Genomic DNA, 23,630 nt, shown 5'->3' on the forward strand with positions numbered 1-23,630 from the left:
CAGAATCACACGGGATTCGAGCCGCGCAATAGCCAGTTTTCACCAAAAGTTATGGGTAAAAGAAAGGTGCAGGCAAAGGTTACGTGCTGGGGGTGAATTCCAATCACTGGTTTGGCTCGTGGAGCACGGCGCCGCTGATCGCCGGCGAGGCAAAGGACATCGCCCAGGGGTTGCCGGTGGAAGCTTGGCAACGCTTGTCGGCGGGGCTCGGCACCAAGGGCGAGCGGCTTTACGACTGGGCCTATTGCCCGTTGGCTGATCTTGACGCCGAAGAGTTCGGCGCCCCCACGTCGGGCCTATGGACGCGGGGACTGCTGATCCGGCGCAGCGTCGCCGATGGCGAATGCGCCTATTTCACCACCTGGTGCCCGCACGGTACGTCAATCGATACGCTGATCCGCGTAGAAGGAACACGCTGGCGGATCGAAGAATGTTTCGAAACCGCCAAGAACGAATTCGGCCTGGACCATAACGAAACCCGCTCCTGGCACGGTTGGTATCGTCATGTCTCCCTCGTCATGCTCGCCTACGCCATGATGGCCGCCGTCCGCTATCGCGCCAACACCATCACGCCGAAAAAAACGAAGCTCAGGACAGGAAAGAACTCATCCGATGGTCCGTTCAGGAAATCCGGCGCCTCACCCTGAAGCTCGCGCAACGGCAACTCCCCGTCGAGTGCATCCTCAAATGGTCAATATTCAGACGGACCCATCAAGCAATAGCAAGACGTGCTCATCTTAAATCAAAAATGCAACTGTAGTGCTAGTGTCTACTGGACCATCTTTGCAAAGCGTGTACGAGCAGAAATCAGGCGGCAATCCCCCAACAGAACCGCCGCCCGAGGGCGTTATTGAAAAGCATCTGGATTTAGCATGACTGATTTTCCAGTTTTCATATCAACGGGGAAGGAGATCATCTCAAAAAAGGAATACCATTTTCCGTTAATGCGGTGCAGACAGTCGCTCTGGCGCAAGGAAAAATCCGTCTTGGTGCCGTTTTTCATCGTTAACACCAAGTTTTGAACATTAATTTCCGCGCCGAAGGAGCCATCCGAATCTGCGACAAGAATAGGCATTTTCGCGGCCACGTTCGCATAGCTATCAACCATCGGCCCGTAATCGTTGCGAATTGCCTGCTTGCCGCGCAGAACGGACGGGGTAAACCCATTGTAGACGAGCACGTCGTTGCCCGGACCGTAAGCCTGCATGAGCTGGTCGGAGTTTGTCGTCAGCACGCCATCTTCCATCCATGTGCGGATTTCAGCTTTTGCTTGGGCTGGGGATACCGGGGGGCCTGAGAGTACATCGTTATCCCAGTTCACAGGCGCACCGGTCTGGATCGGCGCATCCATCACAGCCTGGCCGGTTTTCGGGTCCGCCGGCACGGAAATATGCTCCTGGATGATTTGCCATTTTCCGTTTATTTTCCGGAAGGCATCGATCTGACGGACGCTGATGGAGTAGGTCTGGCCATTTTTCATGATTGAATCAAAGTGGAGTTGCATCGCCGCGCACGCCATCGTGCCGTCCGAGGCGATGTTGATTTCCGGCATCGTATGTTTCATCGATTTTATGGCATTAAGTTGTGTTTGAAAATTTTGTGCGATTTGCGTACGGCCTCTATACACACCTGGGGCAATCATATCGAACACGATTGCGTTGGGAGCGTAGTATTTGATCAGATTTTTCATGTTGAGTTGGGTATTCAAATCGGTCTCCAGCGCCGTGATCGCCTTGATGTCCGACGGGCTGTTAATAACAGGCTTCGCCTGCGCCGCAGGTGCCGTTGCCACCAGCAGCAACGTTGCAAACAGAATGTGCTGACTTTTTACCGGCTTCATTATGGATCTCCATTTTAATTGCGTTGAAATGATTGGCTTCGGGTCACGTAGCAGTTTCCGGATTACAGCAATGGCTAATTATGGTGATGCGGCAAGTATCCACGCCGGAAAGATGCGGTGTTACACCGAGCCCGGCCCGTATGCGCCGCGTTCCGCGGCGCTGCTATGCCGGCGCCTTGGTCTTTCGTGCCGCCAGCATACCTTTGAATAGAATTCCTGGCATCGTAAAAATTGTGCTCCAAGAGAAAAGGTGAAGTGCTTCCCAAGCATCTTTTGGTTTCAGGATGATCGTGGTGGCCATCGTGCCCATCATCTTGCCCTTAACGACCAGATTATCGCCATCGAGGCTGATGGATTTCACATCCATCATCTCGATGCCGTCCTTGCTGTACATTTTCATGAGGTCGATCCTGCGGTTTGTTCAGACGCCACCGAGCCGGGAAGCCTTTCCGGCCGGGTGGAAGCTTAATCAATACTCGGGCTGTCAATTCACGCATCAGGGCGTTATCGCTTTGTCGAAATCCAACCCTAGGTCTTCAAATATAACCTGCGCTGCGTTGCGTCCCGAACCGCCTGTAACGCCCGAACCAGGATGCGTGCTGGCACCCGACATATATAGCTTGTTCACGGGCGTCTTGTACTGACCCCAGCCCGGAATCGGGCGGTTGCCGCCAAGCTGCCAACTGTACAGGCCCAAATGCCCGATGTCGGCGTTCTTCATCGAGATATTATGCCGTTCCAGATCCAGGGGCGTGAAGAAATGCTGGCCTATGATGTTGTCGTCGCTCATATTGGTTGTCAGTTCGCGCAAATCTCCGAGATATTTCTGCGCCATGTCCTTGCCGATTTCATCCCATTTCTTCGGTCCGCCGTCCTTCAGGTTATAGGGGGCGAAGGCGTAGAGATGCATCTGGCTCTTGCCAGGCGGCACGCGGCTCGGGTCCACCTTGTGCTGGCCGACGTAGCAAACAAAGTCGCGGCGCGGATAGCCATATTCCAGGTCGCGGAACGCCTGCGCAAACGTCTCAATGTCGGAATGCGACTTCTCGATCCAGAAGAACTCGTCGACGCTCGGCCCGACTTTGTATTTTGGTTCCTCGTGCATCGCCAGATGCATCACGAAGGGTTGCAGGCTGGCGAATTTGAGCGTGCGGACATGATGCTCGAATTCCGGCGGCAGTTGTACGCCTGGCACCATGTGCGGGAAAATTTGCTGTATGTGCAGGTTACAGCAGACACCTTTGCTGGAGAGAATCTGTTCACCGTTTTCCAGGGTCACGCCGGCGGCATCCTGGCCGTTGAGCAGAATTTCCTTGACCGTGCTGTTCACTTTAACCACGCCGCCATGGTCGGTCAGGCATTTCTCCAGCGCCCTGGCGAGCGCATGTGAGCCGCCAACTGGCACCCCGGTGCCAAAGTGATGCATATAGGGCAGGATAATATAGAAGCCGAAGCCGGTGCCGTTATCGAACGGGTTCGTCATCGCCTCCGAGGCATAGCGCGCCAAGGCGAGTTTTACCTTTGGGTGTTCAAACCATTCGTCGATAATATCCCAGGAACTCACCGCCTGCGTGCGCAGCAATTCGCGGCCCTCGGGGCTCTGGTCCAGCATGGCGGCCTGCACACCGGCACCCGGCGGCACGCTGAACATGCCCATCACCAGCATGTCGAGGTTTTTGAATACATGCTTGCAGAAACGGACGTAGGCGTCGGCATCATGCCGCGAAAACTGAGCGATTGAGGCCGCCGTCCGCTCCATATCCGTGTAGAATTCCAGTACAGTGCCGTCGTCAAACAGAATCGCCGACATTTTTTCCGGGTTGACGTATTTCAGCCCGTATTTTGATTTTAAGCCAAGCTCGTCGTTACGGATCAACGGATTGCCCTGGATGATCGTGTGGGCAACGGAGTGAGTGTCGTGGTGAAAACCCGGCGCGGTGTATTCGCCGGTCATCACCCCGCCGCCAACGATTGGGTTGCGCTCTAGTACGCAAACCTTGACCCCGGCCTTGGCCAGGTAGCAAGCGAGAATTAAGCCATTGTGTCCGCCGCCCGCGACGATGAAATCGTATTTTTCAGACATTTCTGAACTCCCTGTTCCACCCGCGCCAAACGGGGAGGCGTGCCCTCCTTACTGTTTTCGCACGGTTATTCACCGCTATCCATTATGGGAACGGCGATATTTTCTCCCGCCATAAGATAGGAAGTTTGCAGGGAAGTACCATAAACCGCAGTAAAATCTAAACCCTCTCTGGATTGAAGCGCCTCCGCTAAATTCCAGAGAGGGAAAGAGTTAAAATTGCTTCGCAATGCGATTCAATCTGAAATCATCCAAGCCGTTACAGTATCAGGCCGATGCGGCGACCGTCCTTGATCGCTTCATCAGTGGCAAATACGCTCCAGCGCGACTCCCGGGCGTCGCCGATCAGGTACAACTCAGGCACCTTGCCGATCAGCGCGTGATACAGCGATTCCTGGGGTGGTTTGGAGGTTACTAGTATGGTGTTGTCGATGTTCTCCAACGTGGTAATCTTACCGGTGTAGACATTCTGCAGAGTGAGGTGTTCCGGGTCGATTTCTTTGATACGCGTATCTGGGATGAACGTGACCTTTGGCAGCAGCCGGGAGCTGATGACTTTGTTGATGCCGAGTTCGGTCACCGACATCGCGAAACCGCTGTCGGTGGTGACAAAGAACACCTCCTTGCCCTGGTTGGCCAGAAGCTCCGCCACGCCTGGGCCAACCTCATAGGAGGTGTTGTCGTAGACGGCGACGCGCTTGCCGGCCCGCGCATGCTCGCATAACAGATCCTCTGGCGTGAGCACATGCGCAAAATCGGCTCCGGGGATCGGGGTCAGCTGGTTCTTGCTGATGCCGGTGCGCGAATAGGTTGAGCCGGTGGCGACCACGATGGCATCAGGGGCAAGGGCGGCGATGCTCTCCGGGGTGGCTTTGGTGTGCAGGCGGATATCCACGTTCAGCTTCTTCAGCTGTAGCCCGAGCCAGCGCACGATGTCGCTCCGGTCTTCCAAACCCGGCAACTTCGCCTGCATGGTCACATGGCCACCCATCTCTTCGGATTTTTCAAAAATGGTTACGTTATGCCCGCGCCGAGCCGCGACCATGGCCGCCTGCATGCCGGCGACACCGCCACCTGCAATCACCACCTTCTTGATCTTCGCGGCGGGCGCGAGAGTGGCCTCGTGTTCGAAGCCGACGTCCGGGTTGACGGTGCAGCCGACCGGCTGACCGATACAGGAACGCAGGAAACAGCCTTCCAGATCGCCGATACAGGCGCGAATCTCGTCAAATTTCCGCGCGCGGGATTTGTTGGGCCATTCAGGATCGGCGATTACGGACCGTGCAACGAAAACCATGTCGCATTTGCCGTCCGCAATCGCCTGATCGGCGAATTGTGCGGTCAGCACGCGCCCGCCGCTGACGATCGGCATACTCTTAAGCTCTTTGCGCACTTCTGCCGCGGCGTAGAGATGTGTACCTTCCGGCATATAAGAGGAGGGATAGTGGTACTGGGTCATCTGCGGCTTTTGGCCACGGGCGGTGATGCGCAACCAATCCACCTTGCCTGTATCGGCGAGCAACTGGCACATGGCGATGCCTTCCGAGAGGCCGTCGCCGCCAAGGGTCGAATCATCAGCATTCACAGCCAAACCCAAGCCAAAATCCCGCCCGCAACGTAGGCGTACCTGATCTATGATTTCGACAATGACGCGCATCCGGTTTTGCAGGCTGCCGCCGTATTCGTCGGTTCGCTGGTTGTAGAGAGGAGAGGTAAAGCTCTGCATCCCCGCGCCGCCACCAATTGGGAACTCAAAACCGTCCGCCCCGGCCTCCTGCGCATGCATTGCCGTGACGACATGCGCCTCGGCCAGCGCTTTGATTTCATCGATGGTCATTGAGCGGGGCTGGGTATCGGTGAGCACGGTGTGCGGGGCGATGCCAGAGGCTTGAGCCTGATTGAAATCGGCCATCATCCATACGCCCTGCACGAAGACCTTGGAGCCCCATTTATGAACACCATCGACGATTTTCTTGATCGCGGGGATATCATCGCGATGATAACCGCGGATGAACCACCCGGGTGGTACGAGCGGGGCTGGCACCACCTGGCAACTGGCGATGCCAAGGAACCCGGAGCCACCTTTCGCCCGGGCCTCGAAATAGCCCGCCTGCTGGTCCGACCCAATAGGTAAGCCGACCATTCCGTGCGGCGACATAAACACCCGGTTTGGAATCTCGAGCGCGCCAAGCCTTATAGGTGTGAATAGATGTTTAAACGTACTCATGGGCATTCCTTGGAAGTTTTGCTGTCACCGGCCTCGGCGTGACGAAAATTGTTACAGTGTTCAGGAATGAAAGCCAGAGGCATGCCGTTGGTTTCGTTTGACTCCTGTAAAACAGCATATGAAGCAGTCCGCTGGCTCACTGTCAGATCAGATTGAGCCCGTGGGTGCCGTTATAGCCAAGGATGAATTTCAGGATGGTGCGCTTGCAGAGCTCACCCCCTACCAGATGGCAGGTCTAATTGACCCGCGGACGACTTCAAGAAGACCATGCTGGAACTCCCGGCGGACTGACCACGAGGACTAAACCTAAATGCGTATTTTAAGTTTAAAATCTGCGGACGGGCTTGATGCTGTTTCGCTCGACTCCACGGCATTGCCGGAACCCGGCGCCGGAGAGGTCAGAGTGGCGATCAGAGCTGCGTCACTGAACCATCGTGAACTGTGGATCACGCGGGGACAATATCCCGGCATGAGCCTGCCCGCGACTCTTGGCTGCGACGGTGCCGGGGTGATCGAGGCGGTTGGCGCCGGCGTGGACCCGGGGCAGATTGGTCGCCAGGTGGTGCTATATCCGGGGCTGAACTGGGGAGATGACGCGCGCTACCCAGCGGCCGCCTTTGGACTTCTGGGCATGCCTGGGCCGGGAACGCTGGGGGATGCGATCATCGTGCCGGCGGCTTCGGCGGTTGATAAGCCGGCGCATCTGAATTTTGCCGCTGCGGCCGCGCTTCCCCTGGGTGTGCTGACCGCCTGGCGCGGGCTGGTGACCAAGGCCGGCCTGCTGGCTGGGGAGAAACTACTCATTACCGGTATTGGCGGCGGCGTTGCCACCTTCGCGCTGAAAATAGCCGTCGCCATGGGGGTAGAGGTTTTCGTGACCAGCGGTTCTGATGAAACGCTGGAGAAGGCCAAAGCACTCGGCGCCAAGGCTGGCTTTAATTATAAGGATGAGAGCTGGCGCAAGGCGTTGGGCAAGACCAGTGGGGGCATCGATGTGGTGTTCGACGGCGCGCCGGCCGCCAGCTACCCGGCCTATGGCCGTGCGCTGAACATGGGCGCGCGCGTTGTTATTTATGGCTCGACCGGGGGGATGAATTTTTCAGTCGGGGCGCCGGAGTTGTTTTTGAAAAATATCCGCATCATCGGCACGAATGTCGGGAATCTCGAAGAGTTCAAAGCTGCGATCGCTTTCGTCGCGGAAAAGAAAATCGAGCCGGTGATCGACCGAAGCTTCAGTCTCGATGAGGCGAAGGCCGCGCTGGCCTATCTTGAACAAGGGCATGCCTTCGGCAAAGTGGTGGTGGGGATATGAGCGGCACTCTTTTCAGCCTGGCTGGGAAAAAAGCCCTGGTGACCGGCGGGGCGCAGGGGCTTGGCCGGATGATTGCGGAGGGTTTGTTGAAAGCGGGTGCGCGTGTCGCCATCACCTCACGCAAGGCCGATATTGTTGCGGCGGCGGCGGCTGAGTTGAGCAAGCTTGGCCCCTGCCTCGGCTTTGCCGCGGATTTGTCGACGCCGGAAGCGGCGGTTGATCTGGTGCGGCGCTACCGCGAGGCGGTCAGCGGATTGGATATTCTGGTCAATAACGCGGGGAAGACCTGGGGCGCGCCGATCGACGTTTTCCCTGATAAAGCCTGGCCCAGTGTTATGGCCGTGAATGTGCAGACGCCATTTAAAATGGTGCAGGAGTTTTTGCCGGAGCTGACGGCAAGCGGCACCAATGGCAACCCCTCGCGGGTGATTAATATCGGCTCGGTCGCGGGCAAGCGGATTGAGCCGTTGCAGGCCTATAGCTACGCGGCCAGCAAAAGCGCGATCCACATGTTGAGCCGCCAGATGGCGGCTGATCTGGCGGACCGCAACATCGCAGTCAATGTCGTCATGCCGGGGTATTTTCCGACCTCCATGACTGCGCATCTGCGCGATGAGGACAACGCGCCGTCGGGGATTCTCGGCGGTCATATTCCGTTGCGCCGCATGGGCCGGCCGGATGACATTGCCGGGGTAATCGTTTTTCTCTCATCGGCGGCGGGTGCTTATATCACCGGGGCTGAGATTCCAGTGGATGGTGGGGTTGTTGGTTGCCGTTAACGCGCCGGCAGCGGGTATCATGGCGGCGGGTCATGGAATTGCTCAAGCCTATCCACCGAGAGGAGTAATAATACCCGGCGTTGGCTCACTTAATACAGACAAAATGGCGGAACGGATACGTAAGAAGTGAAAACAAAAATACGCGGGGAAAATTTAGCTTCTATCCGGATTTCGGCCACCACGCTCGGTGATATGTTGCTGAAAGCCTACGACCGCGATCCAGCCAAGCTGGCGATCGTGTTCCCGGCTGGCAGTGTCACCTATGGGCGATTGGTGGATAAAATCATGCTGCGGGCTCGGGGACTTTGGGCATTGGGTGTACGCCCTCGCGATCATGTTGGTATTTTGCTGCCATCAGGAATTGACTTCATCGAGAGCTTTTTTGCGGTCGCTATGTGCGGTGCCGTCAGCGTTCTGATGAATGCACGCTACAAGGCGCCGGAACTATGCTACGTCGCTGAAAATGCTGATCTTACAACCATCATTACTGATGGTGAGGTCACTGAGCATGTCGATCTTATTGGGCGCATGACGGAGGCTTTTCCAGAAATTACCATTGCGGAAGACCCAAAAAATCTCCGTCTCGCTCAGGCACCAAAACTCCAGCGGCTGGTTCTGCTGGGTGGAAAAAAAACGCCTGGGTTTATCGGTCAGGCGGCTTTTGAAGAAGCTGCCGCTGATGTTGACGTGCTGACAATTCATAAAGCCCGGCTCGGTGTGCGTATCCGTGATATATGCATGATCCTCTATACATCTGGTACTTCAGCCAATCCGAAAGGCTGCTTGTTAAGCCACGAAGCGATTGTCCGCGAGGCCAATAATTTGGGGCGTAACCGCTGGGAGTTTAATGAGACCGACCGTGTGTGGTCACCCCTGCCGTTATTCCATGTAGCGGCTTTGCTCGCAATGTTGTCAGTGATCGATGCCGGGGGCACATTTTATGGACTGCCACATTTTGATGCCGGTGAAAGCCTGAAGCAGATCGGTGAGAACAAGGTTACGTTTTTATTCCTGCCGTTCGTGACGTTTCATCAGGCGATGATCGCGCATCCAGATTTTGAGCGGACCGATATGTCGGCGATCCGCTCAATGAACAGTTGCTTTGCCACGATGCCCGAAAGTCTTGGGGAGATTTATGCCAAAAAAGTGCCACATACGCTCCAATTTGGTACGTTTGGCATGACCGAGGCCAGTGGCATTGTCGCGACCGGCGGTTATGACATGCCTCCGGAGATGGGGTTTTTGCGGCTTGGCACACCGCTGGTTGGCATCGAGGTCCGTATTGTCGATGTTGAAACCGGAAAGGACCTGGCTGCCAATGAGCGTGGGGAAGTTCTGATCCGGGGTTACAATCTTTTCGATGGCTATTACCGCGATCCTGAAAAAACCGCTCAGGCGCTGGATGCGGACGGCTGGTATCATAGCGGTGATATCGGTTCGCTGGACGAGCACGGGCATATCATGTTTCACGGCCGCTTTAAGGATATGCTCAAGGTCGGTGGTGAGAATGTTGCCGCTGCAGAGGTGGAAGCCGTATTGACCCGGCATCCTATGGTTTTGTTGGCTCAGGTTGTTGGGATTCCGGACCATAAACTCGCTGAAATTCCAGCGGCTTTCGTTGAACTCAAACCCGGTGGACAGGTCACCGAGGAAGATCTCATCGCTTTTGTTAAAAAGCGAATGGCCTCGTTCAAGGTTCCTCGCTATATTCGCTTTGTAGATGAATGGCCGATGTCGGCATCAAAAATTCAGAAATTTAAACTTCGCAAGGATTTGATGGCGGAGTTCAATCTCACGGACTAGATTATGCTTGGGTAATCTCGATTTCGATTCATTTTTAGGTTATACTCGAGCCTGTTTGAACAGAAGGTTTTATGCCGGTGAGATTTTATACATCCGCGCGGTGAACATTGACGTCTCATAAGTGCCAGCGCAGCAGCGAAAACACATATTAAATTTATCATTCCAGTCAACCATATTCCCTTCCATCAAAGGGCAATCACGCCGTCATTGTGTTTGCTGTGCCTGTGCTCAACCAGCGTGCCAATTGGGTGATCTCTGATGGTATCAAGCGATTGATAATAGCGAATATTGACGCCTGAATTCAGGCTTTGTCAGTGTTGATTTTGTGATATGCGCGCCCGTGATAGATCAGGCCGGAGTTTCCACGGCCAAGATGGATAGCCTGCACGGCACAAAAAAGTACACTATGCGTGCCGACCTCCACAATCTGGTCGATCTTGCAGTCGAATGCTGCAGCCGCACTCTCCAGCACGGGCGCGCCGGTGGCCAGACGCTGCCATTTCGCCAGCGCAAAACGCTCCAGCATCGGCACTTTGCCAACACTGGCAAACACAGGTGCGAGTTCCTGGTGGTCGTGTGCCAGTACGTTCACGCAAAGGATGCCGGTGGTCTTGATGGTGTTGTGTTGGCTTGCATTTTTGTTGATGCAGACCAACAAGGTGGGCGGGTCATCGGTCACACTGCAAACGGCAGAGGCGGTAAAACCGGTATCGCCATCTGGCCCCTTGGTGGTGATGATGTTCACGGCAGCTCCCAGACGGGACATGGCTTCGCGGAAATACTGACGGCTGGCATTAATATGTTCGGGCATCTCGATACTTTGCTTGATTGGCAGGAATTTTTGTTGAACGCCGGCCGGCGGAAGGTCCGGTAATCCGCCAGATCACCCTTGTCTATCATGATTTTTGCCACAGTGCGCATCACGCTTATACCTATCGGGTGGAAGGATGATCAAATCCGCGGTCAGACTGGAATATAGCCCGTCCATTATGCCTGGATGAGTTAGGGCATTGCCAATGCTGGCCTTATTTGGATCTGATTGGGCCACTCGGGTACTTTACGCGTATCAAACGATTTAGCTTTATGCGCTGGCCATCCTGGCTAGATATAAATAGAAAACGACAGATGAAACCGTGCAAAAACAGGAGGAAACCATAACACAGGCTCTTAAGCTCGCAGGCAAGGTGGCACTTGTCACCGGGTCCGGCGCCAATATAGGCGAGGCTTGCGCCAAAGCGCTCGCCAAGGCCGGTGCGAAGCTCGTGCTGGCGGACATCAATCTGGCCGGCGTTCAGCGCGTGGCCGCGGATATTGCGGCCAGCGGTGGCGAGGCTTTGGCCCATCACTTGGACTTGGGCGATGAAAACAGCATCGAGGTCCTTAGAGCCGCTGTCGTCACCCGCTTTGGCCGGCTGGATGTTCTGCACAACAACGCGGCCGATGTTAGCACCGCTCAAATGGCAGCTGATGGATCGCTCGTGAGCATGGCATCTTCCGTCTGGGATCGCGCATTCCAAATCAACACGCGCGGTACCATGCTGATGATCAAACACTTCGTGCCGCTCATGCTCCAGTGCGGTGGCGGCTCGATCATCAACACCAGTTCCGGCGTTTCAATTCTGGGTGACATTTTTACCCCGGCCTATTCGGCTTCCAAGGCGGCGGTGAATGCGCTGACCCGCAACGCGGCGACGCAATTTGGCAAACAGAATATCCGCTGTAATGCAATCCTCCCTGGACTTATTCTGACTTCGCAAGCACGTGAGCAGATGTCGCCGGAGATGCTGCAAATGCTGGAGCGGCATACTCTGTTGCCGCGCCTGGGAACCCCGGATGATATTGCCGGAACAGTGGCATTCCTGGCATCGGACGACGCAAGTTTTGTCACCGGTCAGATTTTCTCCGTTGACGGCGGCATTACCATGCATCAGCCTTTCGTGGCCGATGTGCTGGCTTTCATGGAGAAATAAGTTTTTGAATCGCCCTTTTTTGACTAACCAGGCAAGGAAATAGATTATGAGTGCTTACGTATTCTCTGTGGTGAATAAAACGGATCGCGATACCTACGAGCGCTATTCCGAGGCCGGCTATTTGTCGATTTTACCGTATAGACCGGAAGTGACAGTAGCCGAATCGCCGGAAGTGATCGAGGGAAAATTCCCGGGTACGACGACGATCATGATGAAATTCAAGACCATGGAAGATGCCAAGGCTTGGTATCACTCGGATCTCTACCAGAAAGCCATCCCGCTGCGCCATGCGGCGAGCGACACCAGCTTCGTTATTATGTTCCCTGGCGCGGATTAACTTTCGGGCGCGGCGCGCAGTGATGCCAGGATGAAGTCCACGGCATGGGCGCGCCACCTGGCCACGCCTTCTGGCGAGGCAAAGTCGATCCCGATCGTCCGGGTCATGGCTGGCCCCATCAGGAAGCATCCGGCGGCAAGGTGAAATACGGTCGCGTAAAACAGAGCGGGGTCGACGTCGCTTCGGAAATCGCCGGTGCGCGCGCCATGCCGAAGAATCGGCTCGATGACTTTGCTAATGAACTCACGCGTTAGAGGGGCAAAGCCGGTTTGTGCGTCGATATGCTGAGCGCGGTGTAAGCCCTGATCGAGGGTGAAGGTTGTGACGCCCGGGTTTTCCAGGTGAAGATCGACAATCCGGTTGATAAGCCGGGTAATGGCTTCGCGCGGCGGCAATGTTTCGTATGAGGTATGCGCGAGCAATGAAATCACCGCAGCAGATTGGGAATCGAAAACCACCCGGTAGAGTTCGTCCTTGCTCTGGAAATAATGATAAATCAACTGCTTCGTCACTTTGGCAGCCCGCGCAACGGTTTCCAGCCGTGCGGCATCAAAGCCTTTTTCCGTGAATTCCGTGCGGGCGGCAACCAGAATGCGGTGGAGCGTATCAGTTTTTTTTGGTGGCGCGTGCATTTTTGGTGGGCATTCAAAATAGGACATAATTTGCGCGGCACCTGCCGATTGGTTGGTTACATGTGCTGGCGAGGCATAATCTTGGCCGACGGCTATGAAATAAAAACAAGCATCAGGAAACGTCGCATATGAAAATCGGTATCAGCAGACCTTACGCAGACCCAGGGCACCCTATTCCAGACGTCGACATGGGAGCAATCTGCCAAATCGCCGAAGAGGTCGGGTTTGATTGGGTCACCTATGGCCACCATACCATCCGCCCGCTGGAAGAGGCGGTCAAGCCGCCACATTTCGGCGTCCCGCTATACCTCGATCCGCTGATCGGTGCGGCCCGTGGCTTGGCTTTGACCAAAACACTCGAAGTTTCCACCGGTGTGCTGATCATGCCGATGCAGCACCCCGTGGTGGTTGCCAAACAGGTCGCCACCATTGACCGCTACAGCGGCGCTGAGCGGTTTTTTCTGGGCCTTGGCACAGGCGGGGCGAGCCGGTTGGAAATTGAGCTGACCGGCGGCAGCTTTGAGCGGCGCTGGGCATATACGATGGAAAGCATCGCCATTATGAAAGGCCTTTGGACCGAGGATCGTTTCACCTTCAAGGGTGAATTCTTTGATTTTCCGCCGACTCTACTGGGGCCGCGCCCGGCGACGCAACCGCACACGCCGATCTGGCTCGGTGGTTTCAGTGATGCCGTGCTCCAGCGCATCGGTGAACATTGCAATGGGTGGCTACCAGTTTATGCCGGCGCCAAGCTGGCATTCGGTGCCGGCCATGCGGGCACCGACTCGGCTTATGATGATCTGAAGGCCGGGCGCCGCAAGCTACATCGCTTCGCGGAAGAAGCCGGGCGTGAAGTATCGCATTTTGACATCAATGTCATCTTGACGCCCGAAAGCGCTACAGATGTAGTCCGGGGCTTTGAAGATGCGGGTGCCGATCGGCTGGCCTTTACGCTGCCGGAGGTAACTTCGGTTGAGGAAGCGCGCGCCGAGTTAGAAAAACTCGCCGGTCGCGTACTCTAACGCGCGATCCGTCCCTATTAAACCGGCGATGGTTCGATAGGGACGGCGGGCCGGCTCCTAAAATTTTTTAGGCAACATCCCATTTCACATGCAACTGGTCAGGGCCGCGCAGCTGAATGCCCCGGATCACCGGCTTGGGGTAATCCGGGTCGAGGCGGAAATTCGGCAGGTCGAGCATGGCGTTCAACGCGATCTCCATCTCCAGCTTGGCCAGATGCATGCCCATGCAGATATGCGGACCGAAGCCAAAGCTCATCACCGGGCGCATCGGGCGGTCAAGAATTAGCTCGTCCGGGTTCGCGTATACTTCAGGGTCGCGGTTGGCGGACGAGATGCACACTGTCACCGCCTCGTCTTTTTTAATGGTGACACCGCCGATCTCCATGTCCCTCGCGGCAAGGCGGGCAAGGTGGCCGGCGACGGTTTCCAGGCGCATGGTCTCGACGACGGCCTTCGGGATCAGACTGCGGTCCTGGCGCAGGCGCTCCCATACATCCGGGCGCTCCAGCAGCAGCACGATCATATTTCCGAAGCTGCGGCTGGTGGTTTCCCCCGCGGCCAGTAGAGTCATCCGGATGAAAGTGGTGATATCTTCATCGGTAAATGATTTGCCATCGACGTTCAACCCCATCAGGAAGCCGATCATGTCGTCGCGTACGACGCCCGATTTGCGGCGCTCCTGTACGGCCGGCAGAACATATTCATACAGCCGCTGCCCGGCTTCCATGGCCGCCGGGATAGATGTTTTCATCTCCTCCGGATCGAATCGCGGCCCGCCCACGATTTGCAAGGCCCATCCGGCCGATTGCATGGCAGCCACCATGTCGTCAGGAAGACCGAACATTTTGTAAACCACGCGGACGGGGAAGGCGAGTACGAAATCCAGCAGCAGATCGGACTTGCCCTTGGGCCGCATCGCGCCGATGAATTCATCCTCGATAATCGGGCAGATTAGGTTGTCTTTCCATTTTTTGATGGCGTTGGGCATCATCGGCGGCTGTAAAATAGCGCGCCATTTGTGATGCTCCTCGCCATCCATGCCGGTGAGCAGAAAATTATCGACAGCCGAGCCGAAGCCTTCGGCATTCTGCTTGCTAAGCCAGTTTCTGTCATCGCGCAGAATTTGGTGCACATCCTTATAGCGAAAAACTGTGTAGACCTTGCGGCCTGTACCCATCCAATCGGCTTGTGACGGCGCCCTGAAAATACGCAGTATGTCCCCCTCCAACACTGGCGTTTTCTCGCGCCATTCTTTCATCTGCTCATAGGGGCTGGTTACGTCGGCGCCATTATAGACACCGCTGACTGCGGCGAAGTCCCGCGCCATTTTCTCGAGTGCTTGGGTTTTGGTCACGGCGTTCATGGGATTGCTCCTCGTGGAGATGAGTTATTTCTTGGCCTGTCTATAAATGGACAGATGGCAATTTATTGTCAAGCGATTTTGCCTTACCCGCTAACTGCCGTTTGGCAGGAAAATCAGACCGCAGGGCAATCTTTGATTTAGATCAAAGCATTCTACTGCTGACCATGTATTTCTGCCGCGCGGAGATACAAAATGAATAATAAGTGTTCAACATGTTTATCTTTTTCGGACGAAATAAAACAACCAAGCCTTGGCTGGGGTTATGCACTCGGCCATTTCGCCAGGGACGCCTCAGATGCTGACGCGTTGCGGCAGCACGTAGCGGGTACTGCGTACCAAATCCTCGCCGCAGACAACGTCCATGTGCCGGGTTACGCTCCCAACAGGGGCTTTGGACGTCACGTGCCGGCTCCAATTTCTTGCGCTACATCCGTGACCCATGGCGCAGCCATGCTGAACTTATCGCCTGCCTTGAATATATGAGGCGAATAATGAGTGGGTTGCGGGCGATCACACGGCCGAAGACGCATTTTACCTCTGGGGCCCAGCACCATCCTCGGATTTTATAGAAAATCACCAAACACCTTGAAGCAGTCCCTAATCCGCCGCCTCAGCGTGGTTGGAATAAACGCATAGGAGAGAGACAACATGACGGTTATTCGCAAAGCGGGTCCGGCAGCCCATCGTAAGATTGATCCCGCGTTGGATGACGGGGGCGGACCAGGTTATAACGTGCAAGCCGAGAAGGAGCTGGTTGGCCGCGCACGGGAGCTGCAGCCGCTGCTGCTGAAACATGGCCCGCAGGGCGATAAGGATCGCCGCCTGCCAAACGAAGTGTTTGATGCACTGACTGATGCCGGGTTCTGGGCAATGGCCGTGCCGCGCCGGTGGGGCGGTTTGGGCACCAGCGCCCGGGCCATGTCGCTCGTCGGTGCGGAGCTCGCCAAAGGCGATGGTTCGGTTGGCTGGGTTTATACCGTGCTGCACGGTAGCACCTGGGTCGCCAGCCTGGGGCCGGACGCGCTGCAAGAGGCGATTTTTGGAGAAGAGGGTGTCGACCATCCGGTGATCTGCGCCGTCGCCAATCCGCCAGGCACCATCGACGAAGTTGACGGCGGCTATCTCGTCAACGGCCGTTGGCCATATGCCTCCGGCTCGGCACATGCGCGCTGGGCGCAATTGGGCGTTAACATCCGCAACAAGGATGGCTCGCTTGACCATGGCGGCTTCGCCTATGTCCGTATCAAGGACATCACGATCGATGATACCTGGCATATGATGGGTATGCGCGCCACCGCCTCGAATACGATCGTCGCCAAGGACGTCTTCATTCCCTACGCACAATTCTATCACGTCGCCAAGCTTGGCCTTGGTGGTCACACGCCCGGCAAGCGCCATGTCGGTGAGCCTTCTGACTATTGGCCGTTCATGCCCTTCCTGCGCGCCACCGCGCATGCGGTTGTTGCCGGAGCGGCATTGGAGATTCAGGCCCGTGTAACCGAGGCAGCGCAACGCCGTCCAATTGTTTACACCACCTATACCAAACAGTCAGAGGCTGTGATGGCGCAAGGTCAACTCGGCGAGGCTGCCGCGCGTATTTCCGCCGCCGTAGCGGTGACGCTGAAGAACTGCGATTTGATCGACCAGGTCGGCCTGACGCGTGTGCCTCTCACGCCGCAACAGCGTGCACTAAGCAAAGGTGAGGGCTCGCTTGCGGTCGACCTGCTCTCGCAGGCCATCGACCAACTGATGTTCCTGGCCGGATCGAGCGCTTTCTCAACCTCCAACCCGATCGAGCGTCTGTATCGCGACGCAGTCTTTGGCATGCGCCATACGGCCAACTTGCCTTACGTCGGTTACGAAATTTTCGGCAAGTCGCTGCTCGGCATCGAGCCGAATATCTCCCACCCCGATTTCATTTAACCAGAAGATAAATTCACAGGAGCCATCCATGCTTGACAACGTACAAAAGGGGTTCGCCAAAGACTCCATTTCGCGTTACATTGATCTTGAAAATCGTGAAGTCTCTCTTGCCGTGCTGCACGACGAGGCAATTTACGAGGAAGAACTACACCGCATATTCGCGAAGTCATGGCTGATGCTTGGCCACGACACAGAGATTCCCAACCCCAACGACTATGTCGTGCGTTTCATGGGTGAGGACCAGGTGATCGTGGCGCGTAGCCCCGATGGCTCAGTGCATGTTTCGCTCAATGTTTGTCCGCATCGTGGTATGCATGTCTGTATTTCCGATTCCGGAAATACGCGCGCGCATAAATGTATTTATCACGGCTGGGCCTTCCGTCCGGATGGCAGCTTCATCGGTGCACCTGTTGAGCGCGAGCAGATGCACGGCAAAATCAAGACCAAAAAGGAACTGGGCCTTAAACAGGCGCGCGTTCATCTATATGGTGGATTGATCTTCGCGAGCTTCGACCAGAATGGCCCTTCGTTCGAGGAATCCCTGGGCGAGATGAAATTTTATTACGACATGTTATTCCAGCGCACGGACAATGGGCTGGAAGTGCTCGGGCCGCCGCAGCGCCTGACGATTGACGCCAATTGGAAGACCGCCGGCGAGCAATCCGCGAGTGATGGTTATCATATGCTCACGTTGCATCAATCGCTGCTGGAACGCGGCGTTATGGGTGGCGAGCCGAACTCTGCGCATGAATCCGCGCCAGCGATGTATGGCGTTAACGTGGCCGGCAACGGGCACACGCTGCGCTGCATCCCCGCCGACACCACATTCACGATGATGGCCGGCTCCACCACAGAGGACATGACCGATGCGCAGCGCCTGGAGCTGATGCCGCCTCCGGGTATTACCAAGGAATTGCTGCCGCAGCTTGCCAAGCATATGAGCCCGGAGCAGATGCATGTGTTGGCAAAGGCGCCGCCAGTGGTGGGCAATATTTTCCCGAACGTGGGCATCCTGTTCATCTACGTGCCGCTGCGCGACGGCTCACTCGGCTCGGGATTGGTGCTGCACACAATGAATCCGCGTGGTCCGCATCACTTTGAGTGGTCCACTTGGTTCTTCGCGGAAAATGATACTTCTGAAAACGTGAAAGCGATGATGCGCGCGGCTTGCGCACAAGGCGTTGGCACGTCGGGCGTGATCGAGCAGGACGACAGCGACACCTGGCCGCATATGTCCGAATCTGCTCGCGGCGTGGTGGGGCGGACCGAGACCATGAAGTATCAGGCGATTCTCGGCCAAACACGTGCTGCCGATTGGCCAGATAAAGCTGAAGTTTATGAAGGCTTCAGCAAGGATGACTGCCAGTGGAACTGGTGGAAAAACTATCACGCAATCATGACCCGCTGAACGTCCGGTAATCTGAAAGGTTTTAAACATGCCCACTATTGAGAAGACCGCAAAGAGTGAACGGGCCGAGGTCATCTTCGGCTCCCCCATCTACAATCAAGTCGCGGCATTCTTGATCCGCGAAGCGCATCTGCTGGATCATCGTTTGCTGAATGACTGGACCAAGACTTTGGCCGAGGACCTGATATATTTTGTGCCAGTCCGCGTGACCCGGCGCGTGCAGGATTTCGAGCACGAATTTGCCAGCACCGGGCATTATGATGACGATTATGCCTCGATTTTGGTGCGCGTTGACCGCTTGGTGAACACGACCAGCGCTTGGTCTGAGGACCCGGCCTCGCGCGTACGCCGTTTCGTTTCCAACATCATGGTATATGAAACCGACACGCCGGATGAGTATGAAGTTGTAAGCTATCTGCTGCTCACGCGTAACCGTGCCGATGCCCGTGACTACAAGCATCTCAGCGCAGAGCGCCATGATCGTCTACGTTGGGTTGGCGACCGCTTCCTGCTTACCAACCGCAAGGTTCTGCTTGATCAGGTTGTGCTGGGCATGCCGAATCTTGCAATCTTCCTGTAGCACAATACCCAAGCTGCTCGAGTCGTGACAAAAAAAGTAAAAAACCAAAGGACATGTCAATGTCAATTTTTTCAGGTTTCCCAAAGACTACGCCTGCACATGTTCCCCAGAACCTGGTTTTCGAATACCCCTTCGTCTTCGGTAAAACCTTAAAAGGCGATCCGTATAACGAAATTGTACCACTCATCCATCAGATGCCGCCGGTGTTCTGGGCAACGAACGCCTACCCGGGTGAAGGACCGGCCTGGGTTGTCCGCCGCGCCGCGGATATGAGGCAGATTTACATGGACACCGCGCATTTCTCCAATCGCGGCTTCGCGCCGTTCGCCGAACTGCTCGGGGAGAATTGGCATCTGGTTCCTGCCGAAATGGACCCGCCAAACCATGCCCCGTATCGCGCCCTGATATTCCCGCTGTTCACCCCGGCAGCCGTGCGCAAGCTGGATAGCGTGTTGTTTGACTACGCCCAGGAGTTCCTTGGCAAATTTAAACAACGTGGCCATTGCGAGTTCATGCATGAATTTGCTTTTGAGTTCCCTATTACAGTCGTCCTGCAATTGCTCGCCCTCCCACGCGAGAACTTGAAGATGTTCCTGGAATGGGAAACCGACATGCTGCATGGCCATGATCTGGAAATGATCAAGTCCGCGACGCGCAAGGTGGTAGATTATTTGCGTGGTGTGATCGCGGAGCGCAAGAAAAACCCTGGTGATGATGTCATCAGCTTCGCGCTCGCGGCGGAAGTTCAGGGACAGAAATTCACCGATGACGAAGTTCTGGGCTTTGCCTTCAACCTCTTCATCGGCGGGCTGGATACGGTTTCCACTAATCTGGGTGTACAGTTCTGGCATCTTGCCACGCACCCGGAGCATCAGGCGTATCTGCGCGCGCACCCCGAGGCCATCCCGGATGCCATTGAGGAAATGCTGCGCGCCTATGCAGCGGTTACCACCTTCCGCGTCTGCGTCAAGGAAACTACCGTTAACGGCGTACGCATGCTGCCGGGTGACAAGGTCGCGATGTCGACCACGCTCGCCTGCCGTGACCCCGAGGAGTTCGACCGCCCAAACGAGGTTATCCTTGACCGTAAGCCCAAACACATGGGCTTTGCGACAGGGCCTCATCTATGCCTCGGCATGCACCTCGCACGCCGCGAACTAGCTCTGGCGATGACGGAGTTCCTGAAAGCCATTCCGCCGTTCCGTCTGGCACCCGGCACGAACGTAGAATTCCACCTCGGTATGATCCAGATACTCGATTTGCCGCTGGTCTGGGACGTCTAGCAACCGCTTGCAATAAGATAACGGCCCATATTGCAGAACGGGCCGTTATCTTGGTCTATTCTTTCACTGAGAATTTTTTAAAAATGACTTGCGTTTCATCGGTTGCCGTGGAGCAAATCATTTGTGGCAAGATCAGATACTTCATCGCTTACGGTCGCATTGGTCGTAAAATATTCCTTCATGAACTGTTCTTATTGCGCAGGCTGTCTGGTAAGCTCACGGGCAAGTTCCAAAGCCCATTCGCCGGTATTTTGTTCCGCGATTTAATCTACCAGTCAAAGCCCGCAGGCTTCTTCGCCGGATAGCACATCCACTCCATAGGCCAGACGCTTGGCAACAACCATGCTATATGATTAGTGCCGCGACACCGTCCAATTTGTTCAGTTCGATCGTCATGCTTCATTAATATCCGGGTGGCCACAATTTTTCTGGACCAGCCAGTGGGTATTCAGGCGATCGTGCCGACCCGCCCGCCTTCCACAAATATAGTACTGCCGGTGGTGTAGCTGGAAGCATTACCAGCCAGCAGAATCGCGGCACCCACGGCTTCATCCGCAGCGCCAAAGCGCTTAATCGCGTTGCGTTCCGCCAAGCCTAGCCCTTTATGAATATCCAATTCCTGGCCGTCAGGACTCATCGACCCGACGCATAGCGCATTGACACGTGTGTGCGGCGCCTGGGTTTTCGCCAGCGAGCGGGTGAGGAATGCGAGCGCCGCCTTGCTCACGCCATATGCAACTGCTGGCGGAATGGGCGTGAAACCGCCGCAGCTTTGCACGGAGATAATGCTGCCTTTGCCATGCGCTTCCATGTCCTTGGCGGTCATCTCGGTAAGCCGCCAAGTTGCAAGCACATTAACATCGATTGCGTTTTTCCACACCTCATCAGTGTTCGCCCATAGTCCGCCGTCCTTTGCGTACACCACGCCCGCCGCCGCATTATTGAAGACAATATACACGGGACCAAAATGCTCATGCGCGGTATCCACCAACCGCTGCAAATCTCCTTTAACTCCCGCATCGGCTGCCACAGCGACCGCGCGTCCGCCACCACCCGCGTTAATTTCAGCGGCAATCCGGTCCAGCCGGTCCTGGCTGCGTGCCGAGATCACCACATTCGCGCCTAGTTCGGCATAGGCTTTCGCCACATGCTCTCCGACCCCTGGCCCAACGCCGGTCAGAATTGCCGTGCGCCCATCCAACCGAAAACGATCGAGTACAGATTTCATGTAAGATTTTCCTCATGTTTCAGCGTGGCAAACAATGCCGCCAAGGGGCGCTGCGGCTCGGTGCCATCGAAGGTCTGGTGTGCGGCGGCCATTGCCTCGGTCAGGTGGCCGAACGCGATGTGCAGGTCCATTACCTCGATAAACCCGCCATTGACCGTCTGTGTGTCGAACAAGGCGCAGCGCTCGCCGAGCGGCGTGGTGCTCTCGAGGGCCACGGCAAAACCCTGTGCGCTCAGGCGTGCATAGCCGGTGTCGTAATCCTCGCGCAGCATAACATGGTGATATCCCGGGCCACGCGTTTTCAGCACCTCGGTGAACACCGACTCATCGCCCTCCAGCGGCTCAATCAGCTCAATCAGCAACCCGCCCGAGAAGGCGAACGCTACGCGCATGCTGAGCACCGCGGGCTTACCGCGGTAGCGATGCCCATTTTGAAACGTCATCTCCCCAACGAAAAACGGTCCGGCGCCCATCGAATTGATCCAATGAGCAATGGCCTTGTCGATGTCATCCACGACATGGCAAAGTTCAAAAATTGATCCTGGGGGCTGCATCATCGCATCAGGACTCCTTCATTCTTCCACGAAGCGGACGGCAAATTCCGCGATCCGGCGGGCGATCTGCGCGGACCGGCTGGCCAGCGTGGCTTGCGGCGTGCCCGCCGGCAATGCCGAGGCCAGATCGTCCAGGTTTACAGTCTTAATCGAACGGACCAGCGTTGCCGGATCGGTCGTGGCCGGCACACCCTGCCAGCGCAGCATCATCCACCCATCGAGCAACCCCACCGTGTCGATCCAATTATGCACGCCGGGGTCGCGTGCGGCGAGGACGTAGGTGATGCTGTCATCCGGGTTTGGCAAAATCTGGGATTTATTAAGGCTGGCCAAGCGGGTTACAGGATCAGGCGAAATGGTCCACGGATCGGAAATCTGGCAGCCGGTGTAATTAGCGTCACCATCGGTAACTGTAATGACGACAGCTTGGCCACCGCTGATGTGGAAGCGCCCACCCGAGAGAAATCCCCAGCCGCCTGGCCTTCCGTTTGGGCCGACGAGCCGATTGGGTTCTGGGTAGCCCAGAAAATCATCCTTGAATCCGCGCCAAAATTCTACCCACACCGGCATCGACGTCACGATATCGCCGACGATCTCATCCTCCGTTCGCTCGGGCAGTGCGGGTGGACCGGCGGTGCGTTCAACGCGCAAGGTGGTGATGTTCTGCCGCCAGTCGGCCATGCTGTCGCGCATGAACATCCAGTTGAGTTTTCCCGCTGCCGATTGCAGATGATTAACCCGGCCATGGGCGAGTTGCGAATCAATGGTGATAGTGAAGTTGCCGTCCGTATCAGAGACAATGTTTTGCGTGGTCAACGCGGAAAGGGTACGGCCAATCCCGGCATAGTGATCGAAATCAACCACAATCTCGATCATGAATTGGGTCGCTGGCTTGCCAAAGCGACCATGAATTATGTAAGCGGAATCACCATCGACCGAAATTTCGCGGTTGCTGTTGTCAGGATTGTCGATGGCAACCGCGGCGCCGGCGTACACATGCCCGAACCAATAGCGCGGCGCATTATATACGTTCCAGAGCACTTTCGGGCGCCATGGATCGGCATTGATGCAACGCATCGTCAGCGCCAAAATCCATTGGTCGAGCGCACGATCCAGGCCGAGATAACCGTCAGGTAATGCTGCAACCTTGTCGGCGCGCAACGTTGCCCGGGCCTCTTCGCGGGCTGCGCGGATACGTGGATCCTCGATCAGACGTAGCGCCAGTTTTTCCGCTTTGCGTTGATCATCGGTGGCAAGTGGGCTAGGCGGTGTTGAATTGTTCATGGGAT

Annotated in this window: 20 protein-coding genes and 1 pseudogene; 11 read left to right on the forward strand and 10 right to left on the reverse strand. The window is 56.1% G+C overall.

Translation table 11 applies throughout. The features are described from left to right. Nucleotides 1–68: 68 nt before the first annotated feature. Nucleotides 69–647 (forward strand): annotated as a pseudogene (locus QQJ84_RS13980) (IS701 family transposase); the annotation flags it as partial. Nucleotides 648–847: 200 nt separating this feature from the next. Here QQJ84_RS13980 and QQJ84_RS13985 read toward each other — a convergent pair. The 4 genes from QQJ84_RS13985 to QQJ84_RS14000 form a co-directional block, all read right to left on the reverse strand. Further along, entirely contained in the window at nt 848–1,840 is a 993-nt protein-coding gene (locus tag QQJ84_RS13985; protein WP_284258919.1) for a nuclear transport factor 2 family protein, read from the reverse strand. Nucleotides 1,841–2,003: 163 nt separating this feature from the next. Further along, entirely contained in the window at nt 2,004–2,240 is a 237-nt protein-coding gene (locus QQJ84_RS13990) for a hypothetical protein (protein ID WP_284258921.1), read from the reverse strand. A gap of 96 nt (nt 2,241–2,336) precedes the next feature. Then, nucleotides 2,337–3,923 carry a phytoene desaturase family protein gene (locus QQJ84_RS13995; RefSeq protein WP_284258922.1) on the reverse strand — a complete coding sequence of 529 codons (1,587 nt, stop codon included), beginning with the start codon at nt 3,921–3,923 and terminating at the stop codon, nt 2,337–2,339. A 256-nt stretch (nt 3,924–4,179) separates the two neighbouring features. Then, complete coding sequence (locus QQJ84_RS14000) at nt 4,180–6,153, reverse strand: oxidoreductase (protein WP_284258923.1); 1,974 nt, start codon at nt 6,151–6,153, stop codon at nt 4,180–4,182. Between the two features lie 304 nt (nt 6,154–6,457). Between QQJ84_RS14000 and QQJ84_RS14005 the strand changes: the two genes are divergently transcribed. The 3 genes from QQJ84_RS14005 (at nt 6,458) to QQJ84_RS14015 (ending at nt 10,041) form a co-directional block, all read left to right on the forward strand. Next, nucleotides 6,458–7,459: a zinc-binding dehydrogenase gene (locus QQJ84_RS14005; RefSeq protein ID WP_284258924.1), complete on the forward strand. Its 1,002-nt coding sequence runs from the start codon at nt 6,458–6,460 to the stop codon at nt 7,457–7,459. Next, nucleotides 7,456–8,238: an SDR family NAD(P)-dependent oxidoreductase gene (locus tag QQJ84_RS14010; protein ID WP_284258926.1), complete on the forward strand. Its 783-nt coding sequence runs from the start codon at nt 7,456–7,458 to the stop codon at nt 8,236–8,238. Before QQJ84_RS14005 ends, QQJ84_RS14010 begins: the two co-directional genes overlap by 4 nt. 126 nt (nt 8,239–8,364) lie before the next feature. Further along, complete coding sequence (locus QQJ84_RS14015) at nt 8,365–10,041, forward strand: class I adenylate-forming enzyme family protein (RefSeq protein ID WP_284258927.1); 1,677 nt, start codon at nt 8,365–8,367, stop codon at nt 10,039–10,041. 301 nt (nt 10,042–10,342) lie between these two features. Here QQJ84_RS14015 and QQJ84_RS14020 read toward each other — a convergent pair whose 3' ends face one another. After that, a complete protein-coding gene (locus tag QQJ84_RS14020; RefSeq protein WP_284258928.1) occupies nt 10,343–10,852 on the reverse strand; it encodes a flavin reductase in 510 nt (169 codons plus the stop codon). Nucleotides 10,853–11,225: 373 nt separating this feature from the next. On the opposite strand from QQJ84_RS14020, the gene QQJ84_RS14025 reads away from it, so the two are divergent. Beyond that, nucleotides 11,226–12,011 (forward strand): SDR family NAD(P)-dependent oxidoreductase, encoded by a 786-nt coding sequence (locus tag QQJ84_RS14025; RefSeq protein ID WP_284258949.1) that lies wholly within the window; start codon nt 11,226–11,228, stop codon nt 12,009–12,011. A 46-nt stretch (nt 12,012–12,057) separates the two neighbouring features. Continuing rightward, nucleotides 12,058–12,348: a DUF1330 domain-containing protein gene (locus QQJ84_RS14030; protein WP_284258929.1), complete on the forward strand. Its 291-nt coding sequence runs from the start codon at nt 12,058–12,060 to the stop codon at nt 12,346–12,348. Here QQJ84_RS14030 and QQJ84_RS14035 read toward each other — a convergent pair. Then, on the reverse strand, nt 12,345–13,007 hold the full coding sequence (locus QQJ84_RS14035; RefSeq protein WP_284258930.1) for a TetR/AcrR family transcriptional regulator: 663 nt from the start codon (nt 13,005–13,007) through the stop codon (nt 12,345–12,347). The genes QQJ84_RS14030 and QQJ84_RS14035 overlap by 4 nt on opposite strands. Before the next feature lie 101 nt (nt 13,008–13,108). Between QQJ84_RS14035 and QQJ84_RS14040 the strand changes: the two genes are divergently transcribed. Next, nucleotides 13,109–14,002, forward strand: coding sequence for a TIGR03619 family F420-dependent LLM class oxidoreductase (locus QQJ84_RS14040; protein WP_284258931.1), 894 nt, complete (start codon nt 13,109–13,111; stop codon nt 14,000–14,002). Nucleotides 14,003–14,069: 67 nt separating this feature from the next. Here QQJ84_RS14040 and QQJ84_RS14045 read toward each other — a convergent pair whose 3' ends face one another. Continuing rightward, nucleotides 14,070–15,365 carry a cytochrome P450 gene (locus QQJ84_RS14045; RefSeq protein ID WP_284258932.1) on the reverse strand — a complete coding sequence of 432 codons (1,296 nt, stop codon included), beginning with the start codon at nt 15,363–15,365 and terminating at the stop codon, nt 14,070–14,072. Between the two features lie 648 nt (nt 15,366–16,013). Here QQJ84_RS14045 and QQJ84_RS14050 point away from each other — a divergent pair. The 4 genes from QQJ84_RS14050 (at nt 16,014) to QQJ84_RS14065 (ending at nt 20,559) form a co-directional block, all read left to right on the forward strand. Then, nucleotides 16,014–17,288 carry an acyl-CoA dehydrogenase family protein gene (locus QQJ84_RS14050; protein ID WP_284258933.1) on the forward strand — a complete coding sequence of 425 codons (1,275 nt, stop codon included), beginning with the start codon at nt 16,014–16,016 and terminating at the stop codon, nt 17,286–17,288. Nucleotides 17,289–17,316: 28 nt separating this feature from the next. After that, nucleotides 17,317–18,696, forward strand: a complete 1,380-nt coding sequence (locus tag QQJ84_RS14055) for a Rieske 2Fe-2S domain-containing protein (protein WP_284258934.1) — start codon at nt 17,317–17,319, stop codon at nt 18,694–18,696. Nucleotides 18,697–18,724: 28 nt separating this feature from the next. Next, nucleotides 18,725–19,276: a 3-phenylpropionate/cinnamic acid dioxygenase subunit beta gene (locus QQJ84_RS14060; protein WP_284258935.1), complete on the forward strand. Its 552-nt coding sequence runs from the start codon at nt 18,725–18,727 to the stop codon at nt 19,274–19,276. A gap of 284 nt (nt 19,277–19,560) precedes the next feature. After that, nucleotides 19,561–20,559, forward strand: coding sequence for a cytochrome P450 (locus QQJ84_RS14065; RefSeq protein ID WP_284258936.1), 999 nt, complete (start codon nt 19,561–19,563; stop codon nt 20,557–20,559). A gap of 448 nt (nt 20,560–21,007) precedes the next feature. Here the strand turns inward: QQJ84_RS14065 and QQJ84_RS14070 are convergent, their stop codons facing one another. The 3 genes from QQJ84_RS14070 to QQJ84_RS14080 are packed head-to-tail and all read right to left on the reverse strand — an operon-like array spanning nt 21,008 to nt 23,625. Next, the gene (locus QQJ84_RS14070) at nt 21,008–21,787 is read right to left on the reverse strand and encodes an SDR family NAD(P)-dependent oxidoreductase (protein ID WP_284258937.1); all 780 of its coding nucleotides are present in this window, start codon (nt 21,785–21,787) and stop codon (nt 21,008–21,010) included. Then, complete coding sequence (locus QQJ84_RS14075) at nt 21,784–22,344, reverse strand: VOC family protein (protein ID WP_284258938.1); 561 nt, start codon at nt 22,342–22,344, stop codon at nt 21,784–21,786. Before QQJ84_RS14075 ends, QQJ84_RS14070 begins: the two co-directional genes overlap by 4 nt. Before the next feature lie 15 nt (nt 22,345–22,359). After that, nucleotides 22,360–23,625, reverse strand: coding sequence for a hypothetical protein (locus tag QQJ84_RS14080; RefSeq protein WP_284258939.1), 1,266 nt, complete (start codon nt 23,623–23,625; stop codon nt 22,360–22,362). Nucleotides 23,626–23,630 lie beyond the last annotated feature (5 nt).

Source organism: Acidocella aquatica (genome assembly GCF_030160635.1).
GTDB classification, from domain to species: domain Bacteria; phylum Pseudomonadota; class Alphaproteobacteria; order Acetobacterales; family Acetobacteraceae; genus Acidocella; species Acidocella aquatica.

Bases quoted from the DNA above. Each gene is read 5' to 3' on its own strand.
- QQJ84_RS13985 (WP_284258919.1), bottom strand. From the start codon at position 1,840: ATGAAGCCGGTAAAAAGTCAGCACATTCTGTTTGCAACGTTGCTGCTG.
- QQJ84_RS13990 (WP_284258921.1), bottom strand. From the start codon at position 2,240: ATGAAAATGTACAGCAAGGACGGCATCGAGATGATGGATGTGAAATCC.
- QQJ84_RS13995 (WP_284258922.1), bottom strand. From the start codon at position 3,923: ATGTCTGAAAAATACGATTTCATCGTCGCGGGCGGCGGACACAATGGC.
- QQJ84_RS14000 (WP_284258923.1), bottom strand. From the start codon at position 6,153: ATGCCCATGAGTACGTTTAAACATCTATTCACACCTATAAGGCTTGGC.
- QQJ84_RS14005 (WP_284258924.1), top strand. From the start codon at position 6,458: ATGCGTATTTTAAGTTTAAAATCTGCGGACGGGCTTGATGCTGTTTCG.
- QQJ84_RS14010 (WP_284258926.1), top strand. From the start codon at position 7,456: ATGAGCGGCACTCTTTTCAGCCTGGCTGGGAAAAAAGCCCTGGTGACC.
- QQJ84_RS14020 (WP_284258928.1), bottom strand. From the start codon at position 10,852: ATGCCCGAACATATTAATGCCAGCCGTCAGTATTTCCGCGAAGCCATG.
- QQJ84_RS14030 (WP_284258929.1), top strand. From the start codon at position 12,058: ATGAGTGCTTACGTATTCTCTGTGGTGAATAAAACGGATCGCGATACC.
- QQJ84_RS14035 (WP_284258930.1), bottom strand. From the start codon at position 13,007: ATGTCCTATTTTGAATGCCCACCAAAAATGCACGCGCCACCAAAAAAA.
- QQJ84_RS14040 (WP_284258931.1), top strand. From the start codon at position 13,109: ATGAAAATCGGTATCAGCAGACCTTACGCAGACCCAGGGCACCCTATT.
- QQJ84_RS14045 (WP_284258932.1), bottom strand. From the start codon at position 15,365: ATGAACGCCGTGACCAAAACCCAAGCACTCGAGAAAATGGCGCGGGAC.
- QQJ84_RS14050 (WP_284258933.1), top strand. From the start codon at position 16,014: ATGACGGTTATTCGCAAAGCGGGTCCGGCAGCCCATCGTAAGATTGAT.
- QQJ84_RS14055 (WP_284258934.1), top strand. From the start codon at position 17,317: ATGCTTGACAACGTACAAAAGGGGTTCGCCAAAGACTCCATTTCGCGT.
- QQJ84_RS14060 (WP_284258935.1), top strand. From the start codon at position 18,725: ATGCCCACTATTGAGAAGACCGCAAAGAGTGAACGGGCCGAGGTCATC.
- QQJ84_RS14065 (WP_284258936.1), top strand. From the start codon at position 19,561: ATGGACACCGCGCATTTCTCCAATCGCGGCTTCGCGCCGTTCGCCGAA.
- QQJ84_RS14070 (WP_284258937.1), bottom strand. From the start codon at position 21,787: ATGAAATCTGTACTCGATCGTTTTCGGTTGGATGGGCGCACGGCAATT.
- QQJ84_RS14075 (WP_284258938.1), bottom strand. From the start codon at position 22,344: ATGATGCAGCCCCCAGGATCAATTTTTGAACTTTGCCATGTCGTGGAT.
- QQJ84_RS14080 (WP_284258939.1), bottom strand. From the start codon at position 23,625: ATGAACAATTCAACACCGCCTAGCCCACTTGCCACCGATGATCAACGC.